The organism is Verrucosispora sp. CNZ293, assembly GCF_002754655.1.
The window spans coordinates 2009563-2030154 of record NZ_PEFR01000001.1 but is presented as its reverse complement, the minus strand read 5'-3'; the positions used below and the strand labels follow the sequence as shown (position 1 = coordinate 2030154).

Below are 20592 nucleotides of genomic sequence, written 5' to 3'. Positions count from 1 at the left end.
CCAACGCTACCCATGGGAGGTTGGCGAGGAGGTCGTGCCCTCGGTTGGCGCTGTCGGGCCGTCCTCGCGTGGATGCCCGCGCACCCCTGTGATCGGGCATCCACACCTCTGTTCCAAGAAGCACGAGGAAGACAGGCAGTGGTGGTGGCATGCAGGGCCGGGACAGCGAGTCGGTCAGTCAGGGTGAGCGGATGGAGGCGGAGGAGCGGGAGGCGGCCAGGCGACGGCTGCTGGAGCAGGCGGAGGCGGAGCGCGTACCGGTTGAGGAGACCACGCGGGCGGTGCCGGACCGGCGGTGGCGGCGTGAGCGGCGGTGAGCTGCCGATCGGTCGGCGGGTGGCGCGTTGGCGGGTCCGGCGGGGGATGACCCAGCAGATGCTCGCCGACCGGTTGGGTAAGTCGAAAAGCTGGGTGGACAAGGTGGAACGGGGTGCCCGGCGACTGGACCGGTATCCAACAATCCAGCAGATCGGCGAGGTGTTGCGGGTGGATCCGATGGTGCTGCTCGGTCAGCGTCGCCCGCCGCAGCAGCAGGATGCCGGTACGCCGGACGAGGTGGACGGGATCCGAGAGGCGCTGGCCCGCTACGACCGAACGCTCGGCGATCCTGTCTCGCCTGTCGAGGTGCGACGGCAGGTCGAGCATGCTTGGTTGAGTTTCCAGCATGCGCACTACGCGCCGTTGGTGCGGGCGATGCCGGGGCTACTGGACGCCGCGCAGGCGTCGTCGGCTCGGGAACTGTTGGCGCTGGCGTACCGGATCACCGCATCGGTGCTGGTGAAGCTCGGCGAGGCCGACCTCGGCTGGCTGGCCGCAGACCGGGCGATGGGTGCGGCGGGTGGTGATGCGCTGCTGTCCGCGTCGGCGGCGGTGTCGGTGGGGCAGGCGTTGCGGGCGCTGGGCCGGCATCGGCTGGCGCTGGCCATGACGGATGCCGCCGCGATCCACCTCGGGCCACACCATGCCGCCGTACAGGGAACGTTGCTGCTTGAGGGCGCGCTGGCTGCCGCAGGGTGCGGCGACGCCCGACGTGCCGCCGAGCTGACTGGACGAGCGGCCGGGCTCGCCGCCGAGGTTCGTGAAGACACGCAGCGGACTGGGTTCGGGCCGGCGGCCGTCGAGTTGGCGCGGGTGGTGGTGGCGATCGAGTTGGGGGACGCGGGGGCGGCGATGCACGGCCACGCGGTGGTCATGCGGCGGGACGGATGGCGGCGGTTGCCGGCCGAACATCGGGGCGCGTATCTGGTGGACGTGGCGCGGGCGTACCTCCAGATCGGTGACCTGCGGGCTGCGGCCCGCGCGCTGGTCGACGCCGACGCCATCGCGCCGGCCGAGATTCGCTGCCGGCCGCTGGCGCGTACCGTCATCGCCGATCTCGCCCACCGTCACCCGGCCCCGGCCGGCGTCGCCCGCCTGGCCACCCTCGTCGGCCTCACCCGCTGACCAGCCCGGCGGGTCAGCGGCCGGCGCGTTTCCAGGCGCGGTAGAACTCCTTGTAGAGGAAACGCTGCACCGGCGTGCCGGTGGCGGAGACCTGTTTGCCGAGCGCCCGTGCGCCGATCCACATGCCGGCGACCTTGGGTACGCCGGGCACCGATTCGGTCACCGAGGCCACCCCGTTCACCAGCTCCTGCTCCACCGGCGATAGCGCCACCCGGCGCAGACCGAGCCGCTCCAGGAGCTGTCGTTTCGCCCCGTTGATGTCGCGGGCGAGGCGAAGGTGGTCCTCGTCGGTGACGCAGCGGGCGACGGCGGCCCGCAACTCGGCTGCCTTGTCCCGGTAGTCGGCGATCCGAGCGACGACCAGGTCGATCCAGTCGCGTTCACCGAGCCGGCCGGTCTCGCCGGTCTGCCAGAGGCGGCCGCCGAGCAGCGGAAGTTCGAGTTCGAGAAGCTGTACGCGGTACGTGTCGCTGTCGTCCGCCGCCGTGACGAGAGACTGGTGGATGCCTCGGATGGCCTTGATGACGTCGAGCACCACCGTCTCGGTCGCGCCCTCGGTGGAGAGGTCAAAGGTCAGCAGGAAATCGCGTCGGACGGGGTGAGCCTGGTAGGACAGGCTCGTGACGTCCGCCCGTGCCTGATATTTCAGCCCGCGCGCCAGAATCGCCGCGACGTAGACCTCCTCGCCAGGCGGTGCCATCAGCCGCAGTGGGCCACGTAGCACGATCGAGGCTGCCCGTGCCCAAGTGCCGAAAGGGTCGTCCTCGACCCCGTCAGTCGTGGTGATGCGATCCCCGTGGTGGCCAGCCACCCGCACATTGGCCGCCTGGAAGGCGCACCAGCGGTGGACCCTCTTCGACAGTGAGTTGCGTTCATCGGGCAGGGCGTCGTCGCAGGCGACAGCCTGCTCGATGAACTGACCAAGCACCTGGTTACCGCGCCAGCTCTGCAACTCGTGCAGCGCCACCTCCTCGGCGTCGCGCACCCGATCCGTATCGCCGGTGTCCAGCTGCAACGGATGCAGTAGCGCCGCGTCGGCAAGCGCGCGTAGAAGATACGGCTTGCTGCCGAAATCAGCGGCCGAGGGGCGGGTGAGGACCGGATGCGGCACCCACACCCGTTCCATGAAGATGAGAGATTGGATCAGTTCGACGAACGCCTGGCGGGCGAACGGGTCGTTGGGCCGAGTAGAGCGGTTCTGCGCAACGACGAAATCTTCCGCGCTGATGATCGACGTGACGTCTACGAGGACTTCGGTGTTCCGGTGGGGGAGTCCCGGGCTAGCTCCACGAACCACTTGACGGCCTCCGGGCGCCCCATCACGGTGCTGGCGAAAGTCGGCTCAGGTTGGGCAAGCGTCTCCATGGCTACCGGCAGATGCTGGTTTCCATTCACGTCTGTGGACATTAGACCGACGATCTCACCGAGGCACAAGCCCGCGAGGCCGTCCCAGACCTTCTGGCGAGGGCGGTAGAAGAGGTCGAAACGCGGTGCATCCGCCGCGAGATCGGTGAGGTCCAAGGCGGTACGCAGCATGTCGAGCGTCTGTGACGTGGTGCGCGTCTTCACGGTGTAGCCGGCCTCGGCCATGGCAGTCTCGTGTGGCGGGGCTTCCGATCGGGCGCTGCGGGTCAGGGATGCGACACGAACGGGTTCGCTGTTGTGCGCCGCAGGCCGGCCGTTGACCGTGATCGTCCCGTCGGCCCGGGAGGCCAGCACCACGATCGGATCGCCGCCGTCGCCCAGCTCAGGCGCGACGATGAGCGCGGCAACCGGCTCCCGTCGCTCCAGTAGGCAGACCACCGAGCAGAACTCGATGCTGTGCGGATTGACGAACTCGGCGGTGCCGTCGATCGGGTCGATCACCCAGATCCGCTCGGGTTCCTTGTCGTGTTCGGGCCGCCAGGTGCCGCTGCCCGATTCCTCGGCCAGCACGCGAGCCTCGGGGTCCACCGCACGGATCTTGCTGATGACCATGTCCTCGACCGCGAGGTCGGCCTCGGTGAGCAGGGTGTGGTCGGCCTTCTCCCGCACGTCCAACTCCGCTACCCGGGATCGGTACGAGGCGAGGACACTCAACAGTTCTGTCGTCAGGTCGGCCCACAACGGGTCAAGGTTCATCGACTCGACACTCCTCGCGACCGGCTCGGTGCCGCCCTCGATCGATGGTCCCATCATTGCACTCCGGCACTCATTCGCCGAGCTGGCCCAACGCCACCCGGCACCCGCCCGCGTCGCCCGCCCGGCCACGCTGGTCGGCCTGACTTGCTGAACGCCTCCGGTCGCGCTGAACTTCCGATCTGTGGCAGCTGAGGTGGTCGACACGCCGGGCCGGAGAGACCTTTAGTGCCACGGATATCTCGCTCTTACCGCCACGAATACCTCGCCTGACGCCATCCCGCGTCCGCTGATCGCGCACGCACCTGCCGTGTGACCAAGAGGTTTGCGGCGCTGGAACGCCGTGGCCAGGACGCAAGGTTCTTGATCTACCAGGCGGGGTGGGGGTCGGTCCTGCAAACGGTTGCAGTGGGGTGGCGCGGGCTGGCACGATGACCGTCGATGTGGTGCCGGCGAGTGGCGGCCATGACCACCTGCGTCGAGGGCAACGGCGCGGGAGCGGATCGTTCCTGATCGACTTGTAGCTGGGAGGCGGCGGCCGGGCCGCTGTCCGCCCGTCACGCGGGCCGACTCGCCGTGCCCAGCTGCGTGGAGTGCCGTCTCCTGCATGGCAGGCGGCCGTAGAGAGGAAGCCCGATGAGGCTTGCCCACCCTGACAACATCCCACCGTCGCGGCGGCGGCGCGGTGCCGTCGCGGTCGCCGTGCTCGCCGCGACGACCTCGCTGGTCACCGTGGCGGGAATCCTGACCGCCCCGCCCTCGCTGGCCGCCACACCCGACATCACCGTCAACACCGCTACGAGCTACCAGACGATCGACGGATTCGGGGCCGCGACCCCGATCTTCGGTGGTTCCGGTGACCCGTGGACGACAAGCGAAACCCAGACCCTCGTCGGTACCGGGCCGGGACAGCTCGGTCTGTCGATCGTGCGGACCGTGGTGTCGCCCGTGTCGAGCGAATGGGGCCTGTACGCGAGCAGCCTGCAAACGGCGAAGTCCTACGGATCCGGCGTCAAGATCCTCGCCTCGCCGTGGACCGCGCCCGCCCACTTCAAGACGAACAACAGCCGGGTCAACGGCGGCAAGCTCAGGACCGACTACTACGACGACTATGCGGAACACCTGAACAGCTACGTGCAGTTCATGAAGAGCCGGGGAGTCACCATCGACGTGACCTCGGTGCAGAATGAGCCGGACTGGCACCCCGACTACGATTCGATGGACTGGTCCGGTGCCGAGATGCGGAACTTCGTCCGCGACCACGGCACCAGGGTCAGGGACACCAGCCTCATGGTGGGTGAGTCCCTGAGGTTCAACCGCGCCTACAGCGACCCCACGTTGCAGGACGCGACCGCGCGCAACAACATCGGCTACGTCGGCGGCCACCTGTACGACGCGGAGAACAGTGGGAACCTGTCTCCGTACCCGCTGGCCGCCCAGCACGGCAAGAACCAGTGGATGACCGAGTGGAACCTGCACGCGGCCGACGGGAACGGTTCGAACATCTGGGGAGACCCCAGCAACGCGGCCGTCTGGAACGAGACCCTCGACGACATAATGCGGACCGTGCACAGGTCGATGGAGGCGAACTGGAGCGCCTACGTCTGGTGGTACGGACGCCGCTTCTACTCCTTCATCGGTGATGGCGACTCGCAGTACGGGACCACGAAGGGCGCGGTCCTCAGGCGCGGCCACGCGTTCTCCCAGTACGCCAAGTACGTCCGTCCGGGTGACCGGCGGGTCGCCGTGTCGAAGAGTTCGCGCGCTTCCGCCCTGGAGGTCACCGCCTACCGCGGCCGGGGCAAGACCGTGCTGGTGCTGCTCAACAGGTCGAACAACGCGGTCAACGACGCTGTCGTCCAGGTGCCGCAGAACATCTCAGCGGCCGAGTACATCGTCACCTCTCGGACCTCGGGTGGCCAGTCGCAGGCGGTGAACATCAGCGGCGGCCAGGCGACCGTCACCGTTCCCGCCCGGAGCATCTCCACGATCACCCTCACCGAAGGCGCTGCCTCACCCACGCCGACGGCTACCCCGACGGCCAGCCCGACTCCGACGACCACCCCGACCGTCAGCCCGACTCCGACCACCAACCCGCCTGCGGGGACCTGCCGGGTGACCAACTCGATAAATGCGTGGAACAACGGCCTGGTCGACACCATCACCATCACCAACACCGGCACGAGCGCCGTCAACGGCTGGTCGCTGAGATTCACCCTCGCGGCCGGGCAGACGATCACGTCCGGCTGGGGCGCCACGTACTCACCAGCCAGTGGTCAGGTGACCGCGACCAACGTCAGCTACAACGCCGCAATACCGCCAGGAGCCTCCATCACCATCGGCTTCCAGGCCAGCCATGGCGGCAACGACGCCGCCCCGAACGGCTTCACGCTCAACGGCGCCGCCTGTAGCTGAGCGATCCTTTCTGACCGGGGTCGGCGCTCGCCGGCCCCGGCGGGAATGCGACGTCAGGGGGTGGACCGCCCTGGCTCCGATCGTGGGAGGTCAACGACGCGTCGCGAACACCACGCCGGTCAGGCAGAGCGCGCCACCCAGCAGGGCCAGCGGTGCCGGTACCTCACCCAGCAGCGTCCAGGACAGCAGGACGGTGACCGGCGGGACCAGGTAGGTGGCCGCGGTGGTGCGCCCCGCCGTCCAGCGGGACAGCACGTAACCCCAGGTCAGGAAGCCGATCGCGGTCGGGAACACGCCCAGGAACAGTACGCCGAGGGTGGCCGGTGGCGGGGCTGCGGCGAGTTCCGCCAGCAGGGCGGGGGCGAACGGCAGCAGGGCGGCCGTCCCGGCCAGCGCGCCGAGCCAGGTCATCGTCGGTGCGTCCATCCGCGCCAGGAGGCGTTTCTGGAGCAGCACGCCGAAGGCGTACAGCAGGGCGGAGAGCACCGCCAGCGCGACGCCGACCTTGTCGGCGTGCCCGGTGAAGCCACTGGCCGCGATCAGGGCGACACCCGCGAAGGCGACAGCCACCCCGACACCGAGCCGGCGGGTGAGCCGTTCACCCAGGACGAGGACCGCGGCCACCGCGACGAGGATGGGCGCGACCGCCACGAGCAGGGCCGCCGTACCGGCGTCGACAAGCCGCTCGGCGGCGTTGAGCGCCACGTTGTACCCGCCGAACCAGGCCACGCCCCAGAGCGCGACGAGTCCCAGCGTGCCACCACGGGGCAGGGCGCGACGGGGAGTCGCGGCGTGCGGTGCTCGGGTGCGCCGGAGCCTGGCGGTGAACGCGACGAACACGCTGAGCGCGGCGGACGCCGCGACCATGCGGCCCAGCGCCATGGCACCGGGGGAGTAGTCGTGCCCGGCGAAGCGGATGCCCACGAACGCTGAGGCCCACAGCAGCACGGTGGTCCCGGCGGCGGCGCCGATCGGCCAGGACCGGGGCCGCTCGTCGCGCCGGGCGTACCCGGTGACGATGTCTTCGGGAACGGTCCGGAGCGGTGCGGCGGGTTCGGTCATCGGCGGGCTGCTCATGAGGTGATTCTCGACCGGCCGAAGATTCAGCACCAGCGACTGTTTCTTCACAACAATTTAGTCAGGCTTTATCGTTGGGCCGTGCTCGACGTTCACCGCCTCCGGGTCTTCCGTTCCGTCGTGGCGTCCGGGTCGGTCCAGGCCGCCGCCGCAAACCTCGGCTACACCCCCTCCGCCGTCAGCCAGCACCTGACCGCCTTGCAACGGGAGACAGGTCTCACCCTCCTCGCCCGCGCCGGGCGCGGTCTGCGCCCCACGGCCGCCGGGCACGCCCTCGCCGCCGAGGCCGATCGGGTGCTCGCCCGGGTCGGTGCTGCCGAATCGCTCATCGCGGACCTGCGTACCGGCCGTACCGGCGCGCTGTCCATCGCGTACTTCGCGTCGGTCGGCGCGGCGTGGATGCCGCAGGTGGTCCGGGGCATCCTCACCGAGCTTCCCGGTGTGCGGCTGGAGCTGCAACTGCGCGAACACATCCCGGACAGCCGGGAGGAGCGCGCCGACGTCCAGGTGGTCGTGGCGGGCACCGGCTTCGACCCCGGCTCCGGCTTCACCGCCCACCACCTTCTCGACGACCCGTACGTTGCCGCGGTGCCGGCCGGGCACCGCCTCGCCGGTCAGGCCGAGACGGACCTCGCCGACCTCGCCGACGACCGCTGGGTCGACAACGACTTCGCCCGGGGCTGGTGCCGGGCCAACCTCCTGGAAGCCTGCACCGCCGCCGGTTTCAGCCCGGCCTTCCGGGTCGAGGCGCACGACTACCGGACGGCGCTCGCCTTCGTCGCCGCCGGCATCGGCGTCACGGTGCTCCCCGCGCTCGGCGCGGCACACCTGCCGGAGGGTGTGACCTGCGTCCGGCTGCTCCGCCCGACGCCGACCCGGTCGATCCACGTGGTGGTGCACGACGCGGTCGAGCACACCCCGGCGGCCCGGATGGCCGTCGCCGCGTTACGGGACGCCGCCCACACCGCCGCCCGCACCCCTACCCCCTGACAACCCCGCCCCGCAGCCGCCCTCACCTCGCCGATCATGCACTTGTGGCACCTGACAAACGGGGGTGTTCCCGGCCTTCCGGGTGCCAGAACTGCATGATCGCCGCGCTAGCGGTGCAGGTGCCGTTTCCAGTCGGCGGGTACCCGGTCGGCCGGGGCGGGTGCGCCCTGCTCGGGCGGACGGCTGACGGGTGCCACCAGCTCCGGCCCCTGGTCGTAGAGCGCCTGCTCGTCGTAGTCCCAGAACCATTCCTCGCCCGGCTCGAAGCTGCGGACGAACCGGTGCCCGGTCGCGGCATGGTGTGCGCTGGCGTGCTGGCTGGGTGAGGAGTCGCAGCATCCGACGTGACCGCACTGGCCACACCGCCGTAGATGGAACCACCAGCCCGGTGGGTCGGCCGAGGTGCAGTCGGCGCAGCCCGGGCCGCTCGGCGGCACCTCGGGGTCGATGCCCTCCATCGTGCGTCCTCTCCACTGAACGGGTGCGCCACGACCTACCTTGGGCGGCCCCGCGCGGGGACCCAACCGTAGCTCGCCTGGTACGGCGGGCGGACGGTCTCACCGGTGCCGGGCGGCCCGCCACTCGTCGCGGGTGATGGCGTACTCGACCTCGCCCTGTTCCGTTCCGGGCAGCGGGTCGTCCCAGGACGGGAAGAAGGTTCGGACATAGCGCAGGCCGACGGACTCCATCACCCGGCGGGACCCGGTGTTCACGGTCATGGTCTGTGCGACGACCCGGCGCTGGCCGACCGTGTCGAAGGCGTGCCGCAGCAGTTCCCGGGACGCCTCGCTGGCCAGCCCCTTGCGCCAGTGCCGACGCAGGATGCGGTAGCCCAGATCGGCGACCGTGGGATCGTCCGGCTGGTCGGGGCCGTGCGCCGGCGGAAGCATCAACAGCCCGACGAACTCGCCGTCGTCCTCGGCCGCCGGCGGCGTCGAACCGGGCGCCCCGCCGTCGGTGCCGAACGCCATCCAGTAACCGAGGCCGTCCACCTTGTCGGCCAGGGCCAACCGTCTCTCGTGCGAGGCGACCACCTCGTCCCGGCTGCGGGCCCGGCCGAAGAGGTAGCGCAGCACCTCCGGGTCGGAGTCCAACTCGACCTCCAGGTCGAGGTGCCGGTCGGCGAGCGGGACCAGCAGCAGACGAGCGGTACGCAGGACCGGTTGCGGCATCGGGCCACGATCGCACGATCCCATCCGCGCGGCGCGCGATTATTTCGCGGCCGGCGGCCGCCGGTGCGGGGCGGGATGCGCGCGGTGCCCCCGGGGTCAGGTCTCCGACCGCGGCAGCACCCGGAACACCGGGTACTCGGCGGCGATCTGCGCGAACTCCGCGAGCGGCGCTCCCCGGCGGACCGGCACGTGCGGCCTCGCACCCGGGGCCTTCTCCAGATAGTGGCGCAGGATCGGCGCCCGCTGCTCGACCGGCTCCTCCACCAGCAGCACCGGTTGGCGGCGGCCGTGCCGCAGCACCGCCCGCCCGGCGGCGGCGCGCACGTTGCGTACCCAGTTCGCCTGCTCGCCGAGCATCGACACCAGATAGCGCCGGCCCTCGTGGTCGACGGCGACCACCGGAAACGACACGGTCCGACCGGAACGCCGCCCCGCCACCTCCAGGGTGACCCAGTTGCCGGGGGCGAGAAAGCCGGCCGAGAACTGCCACGCCGAGAAGCGGTTCATCGGCCGCGCGAGCCAGTTGGGTCTGCCGTTCCGGTACATCCACCGCTTCAGCCGGTGCAGCCGGCGGTCGCTGACCTGGTCCATTGACGGTCCTCCCCGACGTCGTGTCCCTCTCGCCGACGGTACGACCGTGGTGGTCGGGCGCGAAGGGGCGGAAGTCCCGAGGCGGCGGGCCGAGTTGGCCCACCGCGACCGGTCAGGTTGCTCGACCAGGTGTCGATTCCGTCCCGCCGCCCGCGCCGGTCTCGGCAGCCGGCTTGCATGGGTATGCGTGCTGGTGCATACTCTTCCTTGTGTCCAAGGTTCTGACCTCCCTGCCCACTGGTGAACGTGTCGGCATCGCCTTCTCCGGTGGCCTCGATACCTCCGTCGCGGTCGCGTGGATGCGCGACAAGGGCGCCATCCCGTGCGCCTACACCGCCGACATCGGCCAGTACGACGAGCCCGACATCGCCTCGGTGCCCGATCGCGCGCTCAACTACGGTGCCGAGGTGGCCCGCCTGGTCGACTGCCGTGCGGCGCTCGTGGAGGAGGGGCTGGCCGCGCTTACCTGCGGCGCCTTCCACATCCGCTCGGGCGGGCGGGCTTACTTCAACACCACGCCGCTGGGGCGCGCGGTCACCGGGACGCTGCTGGTCCGGGCGATGATCTCCGATGACGTGCAGATCTGGGGCGACGGCTCGACCTTCAAGGGCAACGACATCGAGCGGTTCTACCGCTACGGCCTGCTGGCCAACCCGCAGCTGCGCATCTACAAGCCGTGGCTGGACACCGACTTCGTCAGCGACCTCGGTGGCCGCCGGGAGATGTCGGAGTGGCTGCTGGCCCGGGGCCTGCCGTACCGGGACAGCACCGAGAAGGCGTATTCCACCGACGCCAACATCTGGGGCGCCACGCACGAGGCGAAGACCCTCGAACACCTCGACACCGGCATCGAGACGGTCAACCCGATCATGGGCGTCCGGTTCTGGGACCCGACCGTGGAGATCCCCACCGAGGACGTGACGATCGGCTTCGACCAGGGCCGGCCGGTCACCATCAACGGCAAGGAGTTCGGCAGCGCGGTCGACCTGGTGCTGGAGGCCAACGCCATCGGCGGCCGGCACGGACTGGGCATGTCCGACCAGATCGAGAATCGGATCATCGAGGCCAAGAGCCGGGGCATCTACGAGGCCCCCGGCATGGCGCTGCTGCACGCCGCGTACGAGCGGCTGGTCAACGCCATCCACAACGAGGACACCCTGGCCAACTACCACAACGAGGGTCGCCGGCTGGGTCGACTGATGTACGAGGGGCGGTGGCTGGACCCGCAGGCGCTGATGCTGCGCGAGTCACTGCAACGCTGGGTCGGCACCGCCGTCAGCGGTGAGGTGACGCTGCGGCTGCGCCGGGGCGAGGACTACTCGATCCTGGACACCACCGGCCCGGCCTTCAGCTACCACCCGGACAAGCTGTCGATGGAGCGTACGACCGACTCCGCCTTCGGCCCGGCGGACCGCATCGGTCAGCTCACCATGCGCAACCTCGACATCGCCGACTCGCGGGCCAAGCTGGAGCAGTACGCGCACCTGGGCATGGTCGGCGGCGCCCCGCAGCGGGTGGTCGGCGCGGCGCAGGCGGCCTCGACCGGGCTGATCGGCGCGATGCCGGAGGGCGGCGCGGAGGCGATCGCCTCCCGGGGCGTCCCGTCGGCGGAGGACGAGGCGCTCGACCGCGCCGCGATGGAGTTCGGCGTCGACTGACCGACCCGGCCCCGACCGAGGCCCGCCCGCCACCGACCGGCACACGGTCGGCGGCGGGCGGAGCCGTCTCCGACCTGCCGATCCCTGACCGGTACGCTTGCCGCCTTCGGACGTGCTGAAGGAGGTGGCGGTGCTCGCAGGTGTCCGACCCTGGCAGGCGGTCGCAGTGGCGAGCGCCGTCGCGGTCATCGCCTGGGCCGGCTTCTGGTACCTGGCCGTGCCGCGCTTCGACGTGTGCCCCGCGGTGCATCCGGCTCCGGCCGGTTGTCGGGTCGACGCCCGGATCTCCGCCGCCTGGGTCTGGACGACGATCGTGGCGGTGCTCTACGTGGCTGTCGTCGTCGCCGTCCGGGTCCGTCCAGGTGAGCACCCCCGCCGGTCGGTCGCGCTGGGCACTGTGGCGCTGGGCGTCGCGGCCCTGTACGGCCTGTGGACGGTGTGGCAGGCGGGCGGCTGACCGTCGCGACCTCCCCCGCCCGGCGTGCCGCCGTGCAGCGTCTGTCTCCCGGCCCGGCGTGCCGCCGTGCGGCGTCTGTGGGCGCACGGCGCCTGCGGGCCATTTGGGCCACCTGAACGGTCGCGGGCAGCGCACGGCCATCGATCGATGACCGATCGACCGAGGTGACCTTCTCGAGAGTCCGCTCTACTTTGCGTAGTCGACCGGTCGCGCATCGTTCACGGAGTGAGGGTGGCGTCGGTTTCTCGTCGCTTCCCGAGGAGGACCTGTTGAGGTATCCCACCGGCCTGTCCGTCGCCGCGACCGCGACCGTGCTCGTCGCGTCCGCGCTTACCGTCCTGCCCTCCGCCGCCTCCGCCACCCCGACCGCGTACGCCTACCGCGCCGTCGACCTGGGCACCCTGGGCGGTGCCGTCAGCGCCGCCACCGCGACAAACGACCGGGGCACAGTGGTCGGCTGGAGTCTGACGGCCGACGGCGTCCGCCACGCCTTCGTCTGGCGAAACGGGGTGCTGACCGACCTCGGTGTGTTGCCGGGGCACCTGGAGTCCACAGCCGTGGACGTCAACGAGCGCGGTGACGTGGTCGGCACCTCCACCGGCCCGGAGCTGATCACCCGGGCGGTGCTCTGGCGCAACGGCCAGATGATCGACCTGGGCACCCTCGGTGGCGACTACAGCGAGGCGGTCGCCGTCAACGACCGAGGGCAGGTGCTCGGGCTGAGCAACCCGGCCACCGACATCCCGCACCGGGTCGTGTGGCAGGACGGCACGATCACCGACCTGGGCCGGCAGGACTTCTACGAGCTGACCACCGGGTTCAACAACCGGGGCGACGTGGTGGGCACCTTCAACGTCCCGCCGTACGACTACCCGTGCACCTGCGTGGGAGGCCGGCTGCGGGACGGCGTCGTCACCCGCGTCGGTGACGCGGCGACGGCGATCAACAATGTCGGCCACGTGGTCGGCTCCGTTGGCGGCCAGGCCTTCCGCTGGCGCGCCGGGGTGCTGACCAAGCTGGGCACGCTTGGCGGCCCGACAAGCCGGGCGACCGCCGTGAACGACCTGGGAGTGGTCCTCGGCAGCGCCGACACCGCCGCCGGTGTGCGCCGACCAGTCCTGTGGCGGGCCGGGCGCATCGTCGACCTGACCGCCCACGGGCTGGACGCCACGGACGCGGTGCAGGACCTGGACACCATGGGACGGCTGGTGGGCAGCCGGGGCGGGCGCGCCACGCTGTTCCGGTAACGGCCCGGCTAACCGTCTGGATGGGTCACGGTGATCACCAGCTTGCCGGCCGGGTGCCCGTCGGAGAAGTGCCGCAGCGCGTCCGCCGCCTCGGCGAGCGGATAGCTGCTGTCGACGGGCGGGGTGAGCGCCCCGGACTCGATGAGGTCACGCAACTCGTCAAGATCCTCGATGCGCTCCCCGGCGCCCACGGCGCGCAGCCGGTGCCCGACGACCGTCGACAGCAGCGGCGCCCCGAACATCTGCCGGCCGTACCCACCGAGCAGGGCGCCCCTGGTCCAGTCGCCACCAACCAGGGCCAGCGTCCCGCGCCGGGTGAGCGCGCGCCGTAGCAGGGCCAGTGGACGGTTGCCGCCGGTGTCGACGACCACGTCGTACACCGGACCGTCCCGGTCGATCTCCTCGCGGGTGTAGTCGAGGATGTCGTCGACGCCGAGCGAGCGCACGAAGTCGACGGCCGTGGAGGAGCAGACGCCGGTCACTGTCGCCCCGTACGCCTTGGCGATCTGCGCGGCCTGGGAACCGACCCCGCCGGCGGCGCCGATGACAAGCACCCGGTGACCTGGGCGCACCTGACCGGTGTCGCGGACCGCGCGCAGGGCGGTCATCCCGGAGACGGGCACGGCGGCGGCCTGCGCGAAGGTCAGGTTGGTCGGCTTGCCGGCCAGCCGCCGCTCGTGGGTGGCCGTGAACTCGGCGTACGACCCGCGCAGCGAGGTGCCGTACACCTCGTCGCCGGGGCGGAAGCGGGTCACCCGCGCGCCGACCTCGGCCACCACGCCCGCCACGTCCCGGCCGAGCACCGGTACCCGGGGCCGGCGTAGCCCGGAGGCGAGTCGTACCAGGTAGGGACGCCCGGCCAGGAAGATCAACACTCCCGGGTCGACCCCGGCGGCGTGGACCCGCACCAGCACCTCGTGCTCGCCGACCTCGGGGCGGTCGATGTCGCGGAGTCGGAGCCCGGACGGCGGGCCGTAGCGGTCGTGCACGATGGCCTTCATGTTGTCTCCTCGGGGTACTGGAACACCTCGTCGAGCCGTACGCCGAACACGTGGGCGATCCGGAAGGCCATCTCCAGCGAGGGGGAGTAGCGGCCCTGCTCGATCGCGATGACTGTCTGCCGGGTCACGCCGATCCGCTCGGCCAGCGCCGCCTGGGTCATCTCGTCCCTGGCGAAACGCAGCGCCCGGATGTTGTTCGTGACCCGCGTCGGTTTCACCACTGCGGCACGCCCCGGCGGTAGACGATCACCTTCGCCAGCGAGCCGACCACCGCCGACAGCACGAAGCAGAGGTAGATCACGTTGGCGATCCAGAACCAGTGCCACTGCGCCATCGCCATGAGCATCGCCGACACCGCGCCGATCACCACGAACGCCTGCCCGACGTGGTCGCCGAGCCGCCCGATCTCCCGGTCGCGCACGTCACTTGCCCGGGAGGCACGCGGATTCACGATGCCCAATCCGATCTCGAGGACCATGCTGGCGGCGATCGCGCCGCCGACAGTCCAGAACAGTGCGCCGGCGTACGGCGTCGAGGCCAGCCGCCCGTCGCCGACCCGGCTGAGGACGACGGCCACGTAGACGGCGTAGCCGACCACGCTTACCACCAGCATGATCCAGGCCCGCTTCTCCTGGTGCGTCATCACCGACTCCTCGATGTAAAGAATCCTTGACACTGTCAGAGTAAGGTCTCTTTGACGTCATGTCTACAAACTTTTACATCGGGTTCCGTGCCGCCGGCTGTCGTGAGCCGTCGGGAGGTCAGCGTCGGGCGGCGCGCAGGGCGTCGTGCAGTTCGCGGGCCACCTGCGCGAGCGCCGCCTCGGCCTGCGGCTGCACGGCCGCCGGCACCGTCGACTCACTGAGCGCGGCAACGGCGTACGCCTGCCCGTCGGCGTGTTCCACCACGCCCACCTCGTGCCGCAGGTTCAGCAGGGTGCCGGTCTTCGACGACCAGCGGGAGGCGTCCGAGCTGAAGTCCGGGGCGAGCCGCTGGCGCAGCAGGTTGTCGCCCATCAGCTCGCGCACCCGGGCGGCCACCGCCGTCGGGATCCGCGCCGGGCGCCACAGCGCGTGCAGCAGGTCGACGAAGGCCCGGGCCGAGCCGGCGTTGGCCCGAGCGGCGTCCAGCTGCGCGACCGGATGGCCCTGACCGGCGGTGGTCGCGGACGCGGCGAGGGAGTGCGCGAGATGCACCTCCGGCGCGAGCCGCTCGGCCGGCGTGTCGGTGAGATCCCGGGTGCGGTGCCGGACGCTTATCCCGTCGACGCCGAGCCGGCGCAGCGTGTCGGCGACCGCCACCGGCGGGGTGAGGGCGAACAGCGCGTCCGAGGCCCCCTCGTCGCTTATCGCCACACTCAGGTAGAGCAGGTCGTCGATCGCCACGGTGGCCGGATGCCGGAACCGGCTCAACCCGGTCGGCCCGGGCGTGCGTACCCGGCCGGGTGCCACCGTGACCGCTGTGGCACCGTCGAGTTCCCCCCGGACGATCCGGTCCACTGTGGCCACCGCGAGCGGCACCTTCACCAACGAAGCGACGGGCAGCACCACGTCGGCGTCGATTCCCAGTTCGTCGCCGGTGTCGAGGTCGCGGACCAGGAGGCAACCGCGCAGGCCGGCGTCGCGCAGCGTCTCCCGGGCGGTGCGGAGCAGTCGACCGACGGTCACGTCGCCTCCGGTACGCCGAGGCACCGCGCCACCGCGGCGCCCAGCTCGCCGCGCAGCCGCTCGGCGTCCTCCCGGGCGCCGGCCGCCACCTGGTAGCCGCGCACCGGTCGCGGATCGCCGAGGGGTCGCCAGTGCAGCCCCAGTTCCTGCGCCTCGGCGGGCGAGCAGAGCACCAGGTCGCTGCCGGCGAGTGCGTCGGCGGCGGCGTCGACCACGGACACCGCGACCGCCACCTGGGTCGGTCGCAACCCGACGGCGTCGCGCAGCCGGGTCATCGGGTCGCGGACGTGCGGCACGTCGTCCTCCGGCGAGATCCAGACCCGACGCCGACGGGCCCGGCGGTCCGCGCGCGGGGCGCGCAGCGATTCCAGCCGCAGGGTCTCGACACCCGGGTCGGTGCCGCCCGCGAGACCGAGCGGCACCCGCCACGCGGCCTCGTCCGGCGGTACGCAGACAAGCGCGGCACGCACCTCGAGCTGCTGGCGCATCCGGGCCCGTTCCGCCGGCTCACCCCGGCGCAGTTCCAGATTCAGCTCGTGCCGACGGGCCTCGACCACCAGCCGGGCCAACGACCGGGGTGCGCAGACCGCCGGCACGGCCAGCCGGAACGGACGCAGTCGGGCCCGTTCGGCGTCGTGCTCCATCGCCTCGGCCAGGTCGACGATCCGCCGGGCCGAGGCGAGCATGTCCCGCCCGAACGGGGTGAGCGTGACGCTGCGCGAGGTGCGGTCGAACAGCCGCCCACCGAGGTGCCGCTCCAGCGCGGCCACCCGTCGGCTCGCCACCGACTGCGGGATGCGGGCCACCGCGGCGCCGACGGTGAAGCTGCCGTGGCTGCCGACCGACACGAACGCCCGACAGGCCGCCACCAGGTCCACACCGGCATCCTATGCCGATCCGGCATCAGTAGCCCTCCCGACGTCTTCGACAGCATGGGGCGGCGCTGCGAACCTGGTTGTCGGCCGTCCGGACGACCTCCGGTGGACCGGCTGAACGAGGGAAGGACCCAGCCGTGACACGTACCAACCGCCGTACCCGCGCCGTCGCGCTCGCCGCCGCCCTGACGCTCGGCCTGCTGGCCGGTTGCTCACCCGGCACCCCGACCGCGCCCGCGCCGACGGCGTCCACCCCGACGGCGTCCGCCGCGCCGGTAAGCGTCGACTTCGCCCCGCTGGAGCGGGAGTTCGACGCCCGGCTCGGCGTGTACGCGATCGACACCGGCACCGGACGCAGCGTCGCGCACCGGGCCGACGAGCGCTTCGCGTACGCCTCGACCTTCAAGGCCCTCGCCGCCGGCGCGGTGCTCGCCGCGACCTCGGACGAGGAACTGGACCGGGTCGTCAGCTACTCCCACGACGACCTGGTCACCTACTCGCCGATCACCGAGCGGCACGTCGACACCGGCCTGTCGCTGCGCGCGATAGCCGACGCGGCGGTGCGCTACAGCGACAACACCGCCGGGAACCTGCTGCTCAAGCAGCTCGGCGGCCCCTCCGGGTTCAAGCAGGTGCTGCGTGAGGTCGGCGACGAGGTCACCGAGCCGGCGCGGTGGGAGACCGAACTCAACGCGTACGTCCCGGGCGAGTCCCGCGACACCAGCTCACCGCAGGCGCTGGCCACCACGCTGCGGGCGTACGCGGTCGACGACGCCCTCTCCCCGGCCGACCGGGCCGTGCTCGTCGACTGGCTCAAGCGCAACACCACGGGCGACGCGACGATCCGCGCCGGAGTGCCGGACGGTTGGGCGGTGGGGGACAAGACCGGCTCCGCCGACCACGGCACCCGCAACGACATCGCTGTCGTCTGGCCGCCGGACCGGGCACCGATCGTGCTCGCGGTGCTCTCCGACCGGGTCGAGCCCGATGCCGAGCGCGACGACGCCCTGCTCGCCCGGGCCGCCGAGATCACCATCGACGCGCTGAGCTGAGCGGCCCGTCGGGGCGCGCGGACCGGCCACCAGGCGACCGTGCGGGGTCGTCCTGGTGGCCGGTTCCGGTCGGTGGCCCGGGTTGGTACGGAGGTCGGCCCCGGCCGTGCCGACGGTCGCGCGGTGACCGGTTCCGGTCTGCCGTCAGCCCGTCGCGGGCCCGGTCAGGTCGAAGTCGGCGGTGACCGGGGTGTGTCTGATCCGCAGGGGTTGTGCCCCGGACACCTGCTCGGCGTTGGGGAACCAGCGGCTGGGCACGTGGGCGCAGTCGCACCGCAGCAGCACCCGCTGCCCCGGCAGCAGCCGCAGCCTGTAGTCGGCACCGACGTCGACCACCCCCGCCACGTCGCCGGTACCCGCGTGGAAGGCGATCACCTGGGAGTAGTTCGGCATCTCGTCGACGGCGATGGTGCCGCTGACCACGGTGCCCGCGACGAGCTTCTGGTCGCTGGTGGCCGTCGCGCCGGACCGGACCCGTACGGTGTCGGCCTTCGTGCGGTCGGCCACCCCGCCGGACCACTGACTGGCCAGCCCGTAACCGGTGTAGTACAACGGCCAGCGGTACGGCCCGAGACCGGTGAGCGTGTACCGGCCGTCGTCGTCGGTGAAGACGCCGTAGTCGCTGTACTTGGGATGCGGGACCACCGGCAGGGGCAGGACGTATCCGAAGGAGACCGGGGTGCCGTCCGCCGCGCGGGTGACCCGACCGGTGACGGTGCCCGGCGGATCGAACCGGACCGTCGGGGCGGTGACGGTTGCGCCCGGTCGCACCTTGATGATCACGCCGCGCTCCCGCTGGCCGGTGCCGCCGTGCCGGCCGACCCACTGCATGCCGTACTGCGCGTTGTCGTAGGGCTCGGCGAGCAGGTGATAGCGGCCGGGCGGCACGTTGCTGGCGAGCACATCGCCGCCGTCGACGCCGGTGCAGCCGGCGTGCCGGCCGTCCTGCACCTCGCCGAGAAACACGACGGTGAGCAGGTCGCGGTCGACCGGGACCAGGGACACGCACCCTCGTACGGTGGCCCCGGTGGCCCGGTCACGCAACGTGGTCCGTACCTCGCCGGGGGCGGCAGTGGTCGGGGCGAATGAGGGCGCGGCGGCGGTGGCGCGCGGAACGGCGGCGGACTGTGCGAGCCCGGGACTCGCCGTGGCGGGCAGCGGCAGGCTGACGACGAGCAGGGCGACGGTGAGTGGGACGGCATGACGTGGGGACCGCGACATCGGCGGGATCCTCTCCACCCGGCGGACGAAACCCACTCACGGTAGCGACTGTGACGGACCCGTCACGTGTTGTGTCGGGAGGTGGTCACGGGATCGGCCACTCGTGGACCGGCCGGTTGCTGTGCATCAGCTCCACGTAGTGCCGGACGACCTGACGCAGGGCGTCCGGGCGGTCCAGCTGGTCCGTCGACTCCAGTCGGTGCAGCGTCTCCACCTGCCAGCTGGCGCCGTTGCGCCCCGTCAGGCAGCGCTGCTCGATGATGCCGAGCAGCCGGTCCCGCTCGTCCGGTTCGACACCCCACCGGTCCAGACCGTGGTGGGCCAGCGGCAGCAGCCGGCGCAGCACCAGCTCGGTGACCGGCAGATAGCCCAGGCCGGGCCAGAAGACGTGCGCGTCGATGCCGTGCCGGGCGCAGGTGTTGAAGTTCTCCTCGGCGGCGCTGAACGACATCTGTGACCACAGTGGCCGGTCCGCCTCGGCGAGCGCCCGGACCAGACCGAAGTAGAACGCCCCGTTGGCGACGGTGTCCAGCACTGTCGGTCCGGCCGGCAGGACCCGGTTCTCCACCCGCAGGTGCGGCCGGCCGCGCAGAACGTCGTAGACCGGCCGGTTCCACCGGTAGACGGTGCCGTTGTGCAGCCGCAACTCGGCGAGGGTCGGTACCCCTCCGGCGGCGAGCGTCTCGGACGGGTCCTCCGGATCGCAGACCGGCAGCAACGCCGGGAAGAAGCGCACATTCTCCTCGAACAGGTCGAACACCGAGGTGATCCAGCGTTCGCCGAACCAGACCCGGGGGCGTACGCCCTGGGTCTTGATCTCCTCGGAGCGGGTGTCGGTGGCCTGCTGGAACAGCGGGATCCGGGTCTCGCGCCACAGCTCACGGCCGAAGAACAACGGCGAGTTCGCGCCGAGCGCCACCTGGATCCCGGCGATGGCCTGGGCGGCGTTCCAGTAGTCGGCGAACTGGCCGGGACCGACCTGGAGGTGGAACTGGGTGCTGGTGCACGCCGCCTCCGGGGTGATCGTGTCGGCGGTGACCGCCAGCCGTTCCACCCCGTTGATGGCGATCCGCAGGTCCTCCCCCCGGGCGGCGAAGATCTGCTCGTTGAGCAGCGCGTAGCGGGGATTCGGCGACAGGGTGGCGGCGGTCAGGTGCTCCGGCAGCACGGTGGGCAGGATGCCGATCATCACCAGGTGCGCGCCGACGGTGCGGGCCCGCTGGTCGGCGGCGTTAAGGCTGGCGCGCACATGTTCCTCGAACTCGGCGGTGCCGGTGCCGGTCAACCGCCGGGGCGCGACATTGATCTCGACGTTGAACTGGCCGAGTTCGGTCTGGAAGCTCGGGTCGGCCACCGCGCGCAACACGTCGCTGTTGCGCATCGCCGGCATCGAGTCGTCGTCGACCAGGTTCAGCTCGATCTCCAGCCCGGTCATCGGCCGGTCGACGTCGAACCGGGACTCGCGCAGCATCTCGGCGAAGACGTCGAGACAGCGGCGCACCTTGTCCCGGTAGCGAGCCCGATCCTGGCGGCTGAAGGTCTGTACGCCGACTTCCTCGCCCATTGGTCACCACCCTGTCACCGCTGGTACCCCGAACGTCGCACGTC

Annotated in this window: 21 protein-coding genes; 8 read left to right on the top strand and 13 right to left on the bottom strand. The window is 71.3% G+C overall.

All coding sequences use genetic code 11. From position 1 onward, the window contains the following. Positions 1–149: 149 nt before the first annotated feature. Together CLT74_RS30750 and CLT74_RS09290 are read left to right on the top strand one after the other, a co-directional pair. Positions 150–317 carry a hypothetical protein gene (locus CLT74_RS30750; protein ID WP_199172149.1) on the top strand — a complete coding sequence of 56 codons (168 nt, stop codon included), beginning with the start codon at positions 150–152 and terminating at the stop codon, positions 315–317. After that, complete coding sequence (locus CLT74_RS09290; RefSeq protein WP_099846182.1) at positions 304–1443, top strand: helix-turn-helix domain-containing protein; 1140 nt, start codon at positions 304–306, stop codon at positions 1441–1443. Before CLT74_RS30750 ends, CLT74_RS09290 begins: the two co-directional genes overlap by 14 nt. Before the next feature lie 13 nt (positions 1444–1456). Here CLT74_RS09290 and CLT74_RS09285 read toward each other — a convergent pair whose 3' ends face one another. Together CLT74_RS09285 and CLT74_RS09280 are read right to left on the bottom strand one after the other, a co-directional pair. Beyond that, complete coding sequence (locus CLT74_RS09285; RefSeq protein WP_486582183.1) at positions 1457–2569, bottom strand: hypothetical protein; 1113 nt, start codon at positions 2567–2569, stop codon at positions 1457–1459. A 116-nt stretch (positions 2570–2685) separates the two neighbouring features. After that, on the bottom strand, positions 2686–3564 hold the full coding sequence (locus tag CLT74_RS09280; RefSeq protein WP_486582711.1) for an inositol monophosphatase family protein: 879 nt from the start codon (positions 3562–3564) through the stop codon (positions 2686–2688). Between the two features lie 633 nt (positions 3565–4197). Here CLT74_RS09280 and CLT74_RS09275 point away from each other — a divergent pair. After that, positions 4198–5976: a cellulose binding domain-containing protein gene (locus CLT74_RS09275; protein ID WP_143697121.1), complete on the top strand. Its 1779-nt coding sequence runs from the start codon at positions 4198–4200 to the stop codon at positions 5974–5976. A 90-nt stretch (positions 5977–6066) separates the two neighbouring features. Here CLT74_RS09275 and CLT74_RS09270 read toward each other — a convergent pair whose 3' ends face one another. Further along, positions 6067–7053 carry a DMT family transporter gene (locus CLT74_RS09270; protein ID WP_199172148.1) on the bottom strand — a complete coding sequence of 329 codons (987 nt, stop codon included), beginning with the start codon at positions 7051–7053 and terminating at the stop codon, positions 6067–6069. Between the two features lie 81 nt (positions 7054–7134). Here CLT74_RS09270 and CLT74_RS09265 point away from each other — a divergent pair, with 81 nt between their 5' ends. Next, the gene (locus tag CLT74_RS09265; protein WP_099846179.1) at positions 7135–8043 is read left to right on the top strand and encodes a LysR family transcriptional regulator; all 909 of its coding nucleotides are present in this window, start codon (positions 7135–7137) and stop codon (positions 8041–8043) included. Positions 8044–8150: 107 nt separating this feature from the next. On the opposite strand, the gene CLT74_RS09260 is transcribed toward CLT74_RS09265, so the two are convergent. The 3 genes from CLT74_RS09260 to CLT74_RS09250 form a co-directional block, all read right to left on the bottom strand. Continuing rightward, entirely contained in the window at positions 8151–8501 is a 351-nt protein-coding gene (locus tag CLT74_RS09260) for a UBP-type zinc finger domain-containing protein (protein WP_099846178.1), read from the bottom strand. A 99-nt stretch (positions 8502–8600) separates the two neighbouring features. Next, complete coding sequence (locus CLT74_RS09255; RefSeq protein ID WP_099846177.1) at positions 8601–9215, bottom strand: GNAT family N-acetyltransferase; 615 nt, start codon at positions 9213–9215, stop codon at positions 8601–8603. Positions 9216–9311: 96 nt separating this feature from the next. After that, positions 9312–9806, bottom strand: coding sequence for a nitroreductase/quinone reductase family protein (locus tag CLT74_RS09250; RefSeq protein WP_486582181.1), 495 nt, complete (start codon positions 9804–9806; stop codon positions 9312–9314). A gap of 209 nt (positions 9807–10015) precedes the next feature. On the opposite strand from CLT74_RS09250, the gene argG reads away from it, so the two are divergent. The 3 genes from argG (at position 10016) to CLT74_RS09235 (ending at position 13168) form a co-directional block, all read left to right on the top strand. Beyond that, positions 10016–11464: an argininosuccinate synthase gene (gene argG, locus CLT74_RS09245; RefSeq protein WP_099846176.1), complete on the top strand. Its 1449-nt coding sequence runs from the start codon at positions 10016–10018 to the stop codon at positions 11462–11464. Positions 11465–11594: 130 nt separating this feature from the next. Further along, positions 11595–11921, top strand: coding sequence for a hypothetical protein (locus tag CLT74_RS09240; protein WP_143697120.1), 327 nt, complete (start codon positions 11595–11597; stop codon positions 11919–11921). A 269-nt stretch (positions 11922–12190) separates the two neighbouring features. Beyond that, positions 12191–13168: a hypothetical protein gene (locus CLT74_RS09235; RefSeq protein WP_143697119.1), complete on the top strand. Its 978-nt coding sequence runs from the start codon at positions 12191–12193 to the stop codon at positions 13166–13168. 8 nt (positions 13169–13176) lie between these two features. Here CLT74_RS09235 and CLT74_RS09230 read toward each other — a convergent pair whose 3' ends face one another. The 5 genes from CLT74_RS09230 to CLT74_RS09210 all read right to left on the bottom strand — a co-directional run bounded on the left by CLT74_RS09230 (position 13177) and on the right by CLT74_RS09210 (position 16714). Further along, complete coding sequence (locus tag CLT74_RS09230) at positions 13177–14169, bottom strand: NAD(P)-dependent alcohol dehydrogenase (protein WP_099846173.1); 993 nt, start codon at positions 14167–14169, stop codon at positions 13177–13179. Continuing rightward, complete coding sequence (locus CLT74_RS09225; protein WP_099846172.1) at positions 14166–14390, bottom strand: helix-turn-helix transcriptional regulator; 225 nt, start codon at positions 14388–14390, stop codon at positions 14166–14168. Before CLT74_RS09225 ends, CLT74_RS09230 begins: the two co-directional genes overlap by 4 nt. After that, positions 14384–14812, bottom strand: a complete 429-nt coding sequence (locus CLT74_RS09220; RefSeq protein WP_099846171.1) for a hypothetical protein — start codon at positions 14810–14812, stop codon at positions 14384–14386. Before CLT74_RS09220 ends, CLT74_RS09225 begins: the two co-directional genes overlap by 7 nt. A gap of 118 nt (positions 14813–14930) precedes the next feature. Further along, positions 14931–15836: a serine hydrolase gene (locus CLT74_RS09215; protein WP_099846170.1), complete on the bottom strand. Its 906-nt coding sequence runs from the start codon at positions 15834–15836 to the stop codon at positions 14931–14933. After that, a complete protein-coding gene (locus tag CLT74_RS09210; protein ID WP_099846169.1) occupies positions 15833–16714 on the bottom strand; it encodes a LysR family transcriptional regulator in 882 nt (293 codons plus the stop codon). The genes CLT74_RS09215 and CLT74_RS09210 overlap by 4 nt, the downstream gene beginning before the upstream one ends. A 134-nt stretch (positions 16715–16848) precedes the next feature. On the opposite strand from CLT74_RS09210, the gene bla reads away from it, so the two are divergent. Further along, positions 16849–17763 carry a class A beta-lactamase gene (gene bla / locus CLT74_RS09205; protein WP_099846168.1) on the top strand — a complete coding sequence of 305 codons (915 nt, stop codon included), beginning with the start codon at positions 16849–16851 and terminating at the stop codon, positions 17761–17763. Positions 17764–17907: 144 nt separating this feature from the next. Here bla and CLT74_RS09200 read toward each other — a convergent pair whose 3' ends face one another. Together CLT74_RS09200 and CLT74_RS09195 are read right to left on the bottom strand one after the other, a co-directional pair. Next, positions 17908–18984: a hypothetical protein gene (locus CLT74_RS09200; protein WP_099846167.1), complete on the bottom strand. Its 1077-nt coding sequence runs from the start codon at positions 18982–18984 to the stop codon at positions 17908–17910. A gap of 85 nt (positions 18985–19069) precedes the next feature. Further along, a complete protein-coding gene (locus CLT74_RS09195) occupies positions 19070–20548 on the bottom strand; it encodes a glutamate-cysteine ligase family protein (protein WP_099846166.1) in 1479 nt (492 codons plus the stop codon). Positions 20549–20592 lie beyond the last annotated feature (44 nt).

Coding starts and splice junctions, on each gene's coding strand:
- CLT74_RS09230 (WP_099846173.1), bottom strand. CDS start 14,169: ATGAAGGCCATCGTGCACGACCGCTACGGCCCGCCGTCCGGGCTCCGA.
- CLT74_RS09275 (WP_143697121.1), top strand. CDS start 4,198: ATGAGGCTTGCCCACCCTGACAACATCCCACCGTCGCGGCGGCGGCGC.
- CLT74_RS09220 (WP_099846171.1), bottom strand. CDS start 14,812: ATGACGCACCAGGAGAAGCGGGCCTGGATCATGCTGGTGGTAAGCGTG.
- CLT74_RS09260 (WP_099846178.1), bottom strand. CDS start 8,501: ATGGAGGGCATCGACCCCGAGGTGCCGCCGAGCGGCCCGGGCTGCGCC.
- CLT74_RS09280 (WP_486582711.1), bottom strand. CDS start 3,564: ATGAACCTTGACCCGTTGTGGGCCGACCTGACGACAGAACTGTTGAGT.
- CLT74_RS09195 (WP_099846166.1), bottom strand. CDS start 20,548: ATGGGCGAGGAAGTCGGCGTACAGACCTTCAGCCGCCAGGATCGGGCT.
- CLT74_RS30750 (WP_199172149.1), top strand. CDS start 150: ATGCAGGGCCGGGACAGCGAGTCGGTCAGTCAGGGTGAGCGGATGGAG.
- CLT74_RS09200 (WP_099846167.1), bottom strand. CDS start 18,984: ATGTCGCGGTCCCCACGTCATGCCGTCCCACTCACCGTCGCCCTGCTC.
- CLT74_RS09270 (WP_199172148.1), bottom strand. CDS start 7,053: ATGAGCAGCCCGCCGATGACCGAACCCGCCGCACCGCTCCGGACCGTT.
- CLT74_RS09285 (WP_486582183.1), bottom strand. CDS start 2,569: ATGGAACGGGTGTGGGTGCCGCATCCGGTCCTCACCCGCCCCTCGGCC.
- CLT74_RS09255 (WP_099846177.1), bottom strand. CDS start 9,215: ATGCCGCAACCGGTCCTGCGTACCGCTCGTCTGCTGCTGGTCCCGCTC.
- CLT74_RS09250 (WP_486582181.1), bottom strand. CDS start 9,806: ATGGACCAGGTCAGCGACCGCCGGCTGCACCGGCTGAAGCGGTGGATG.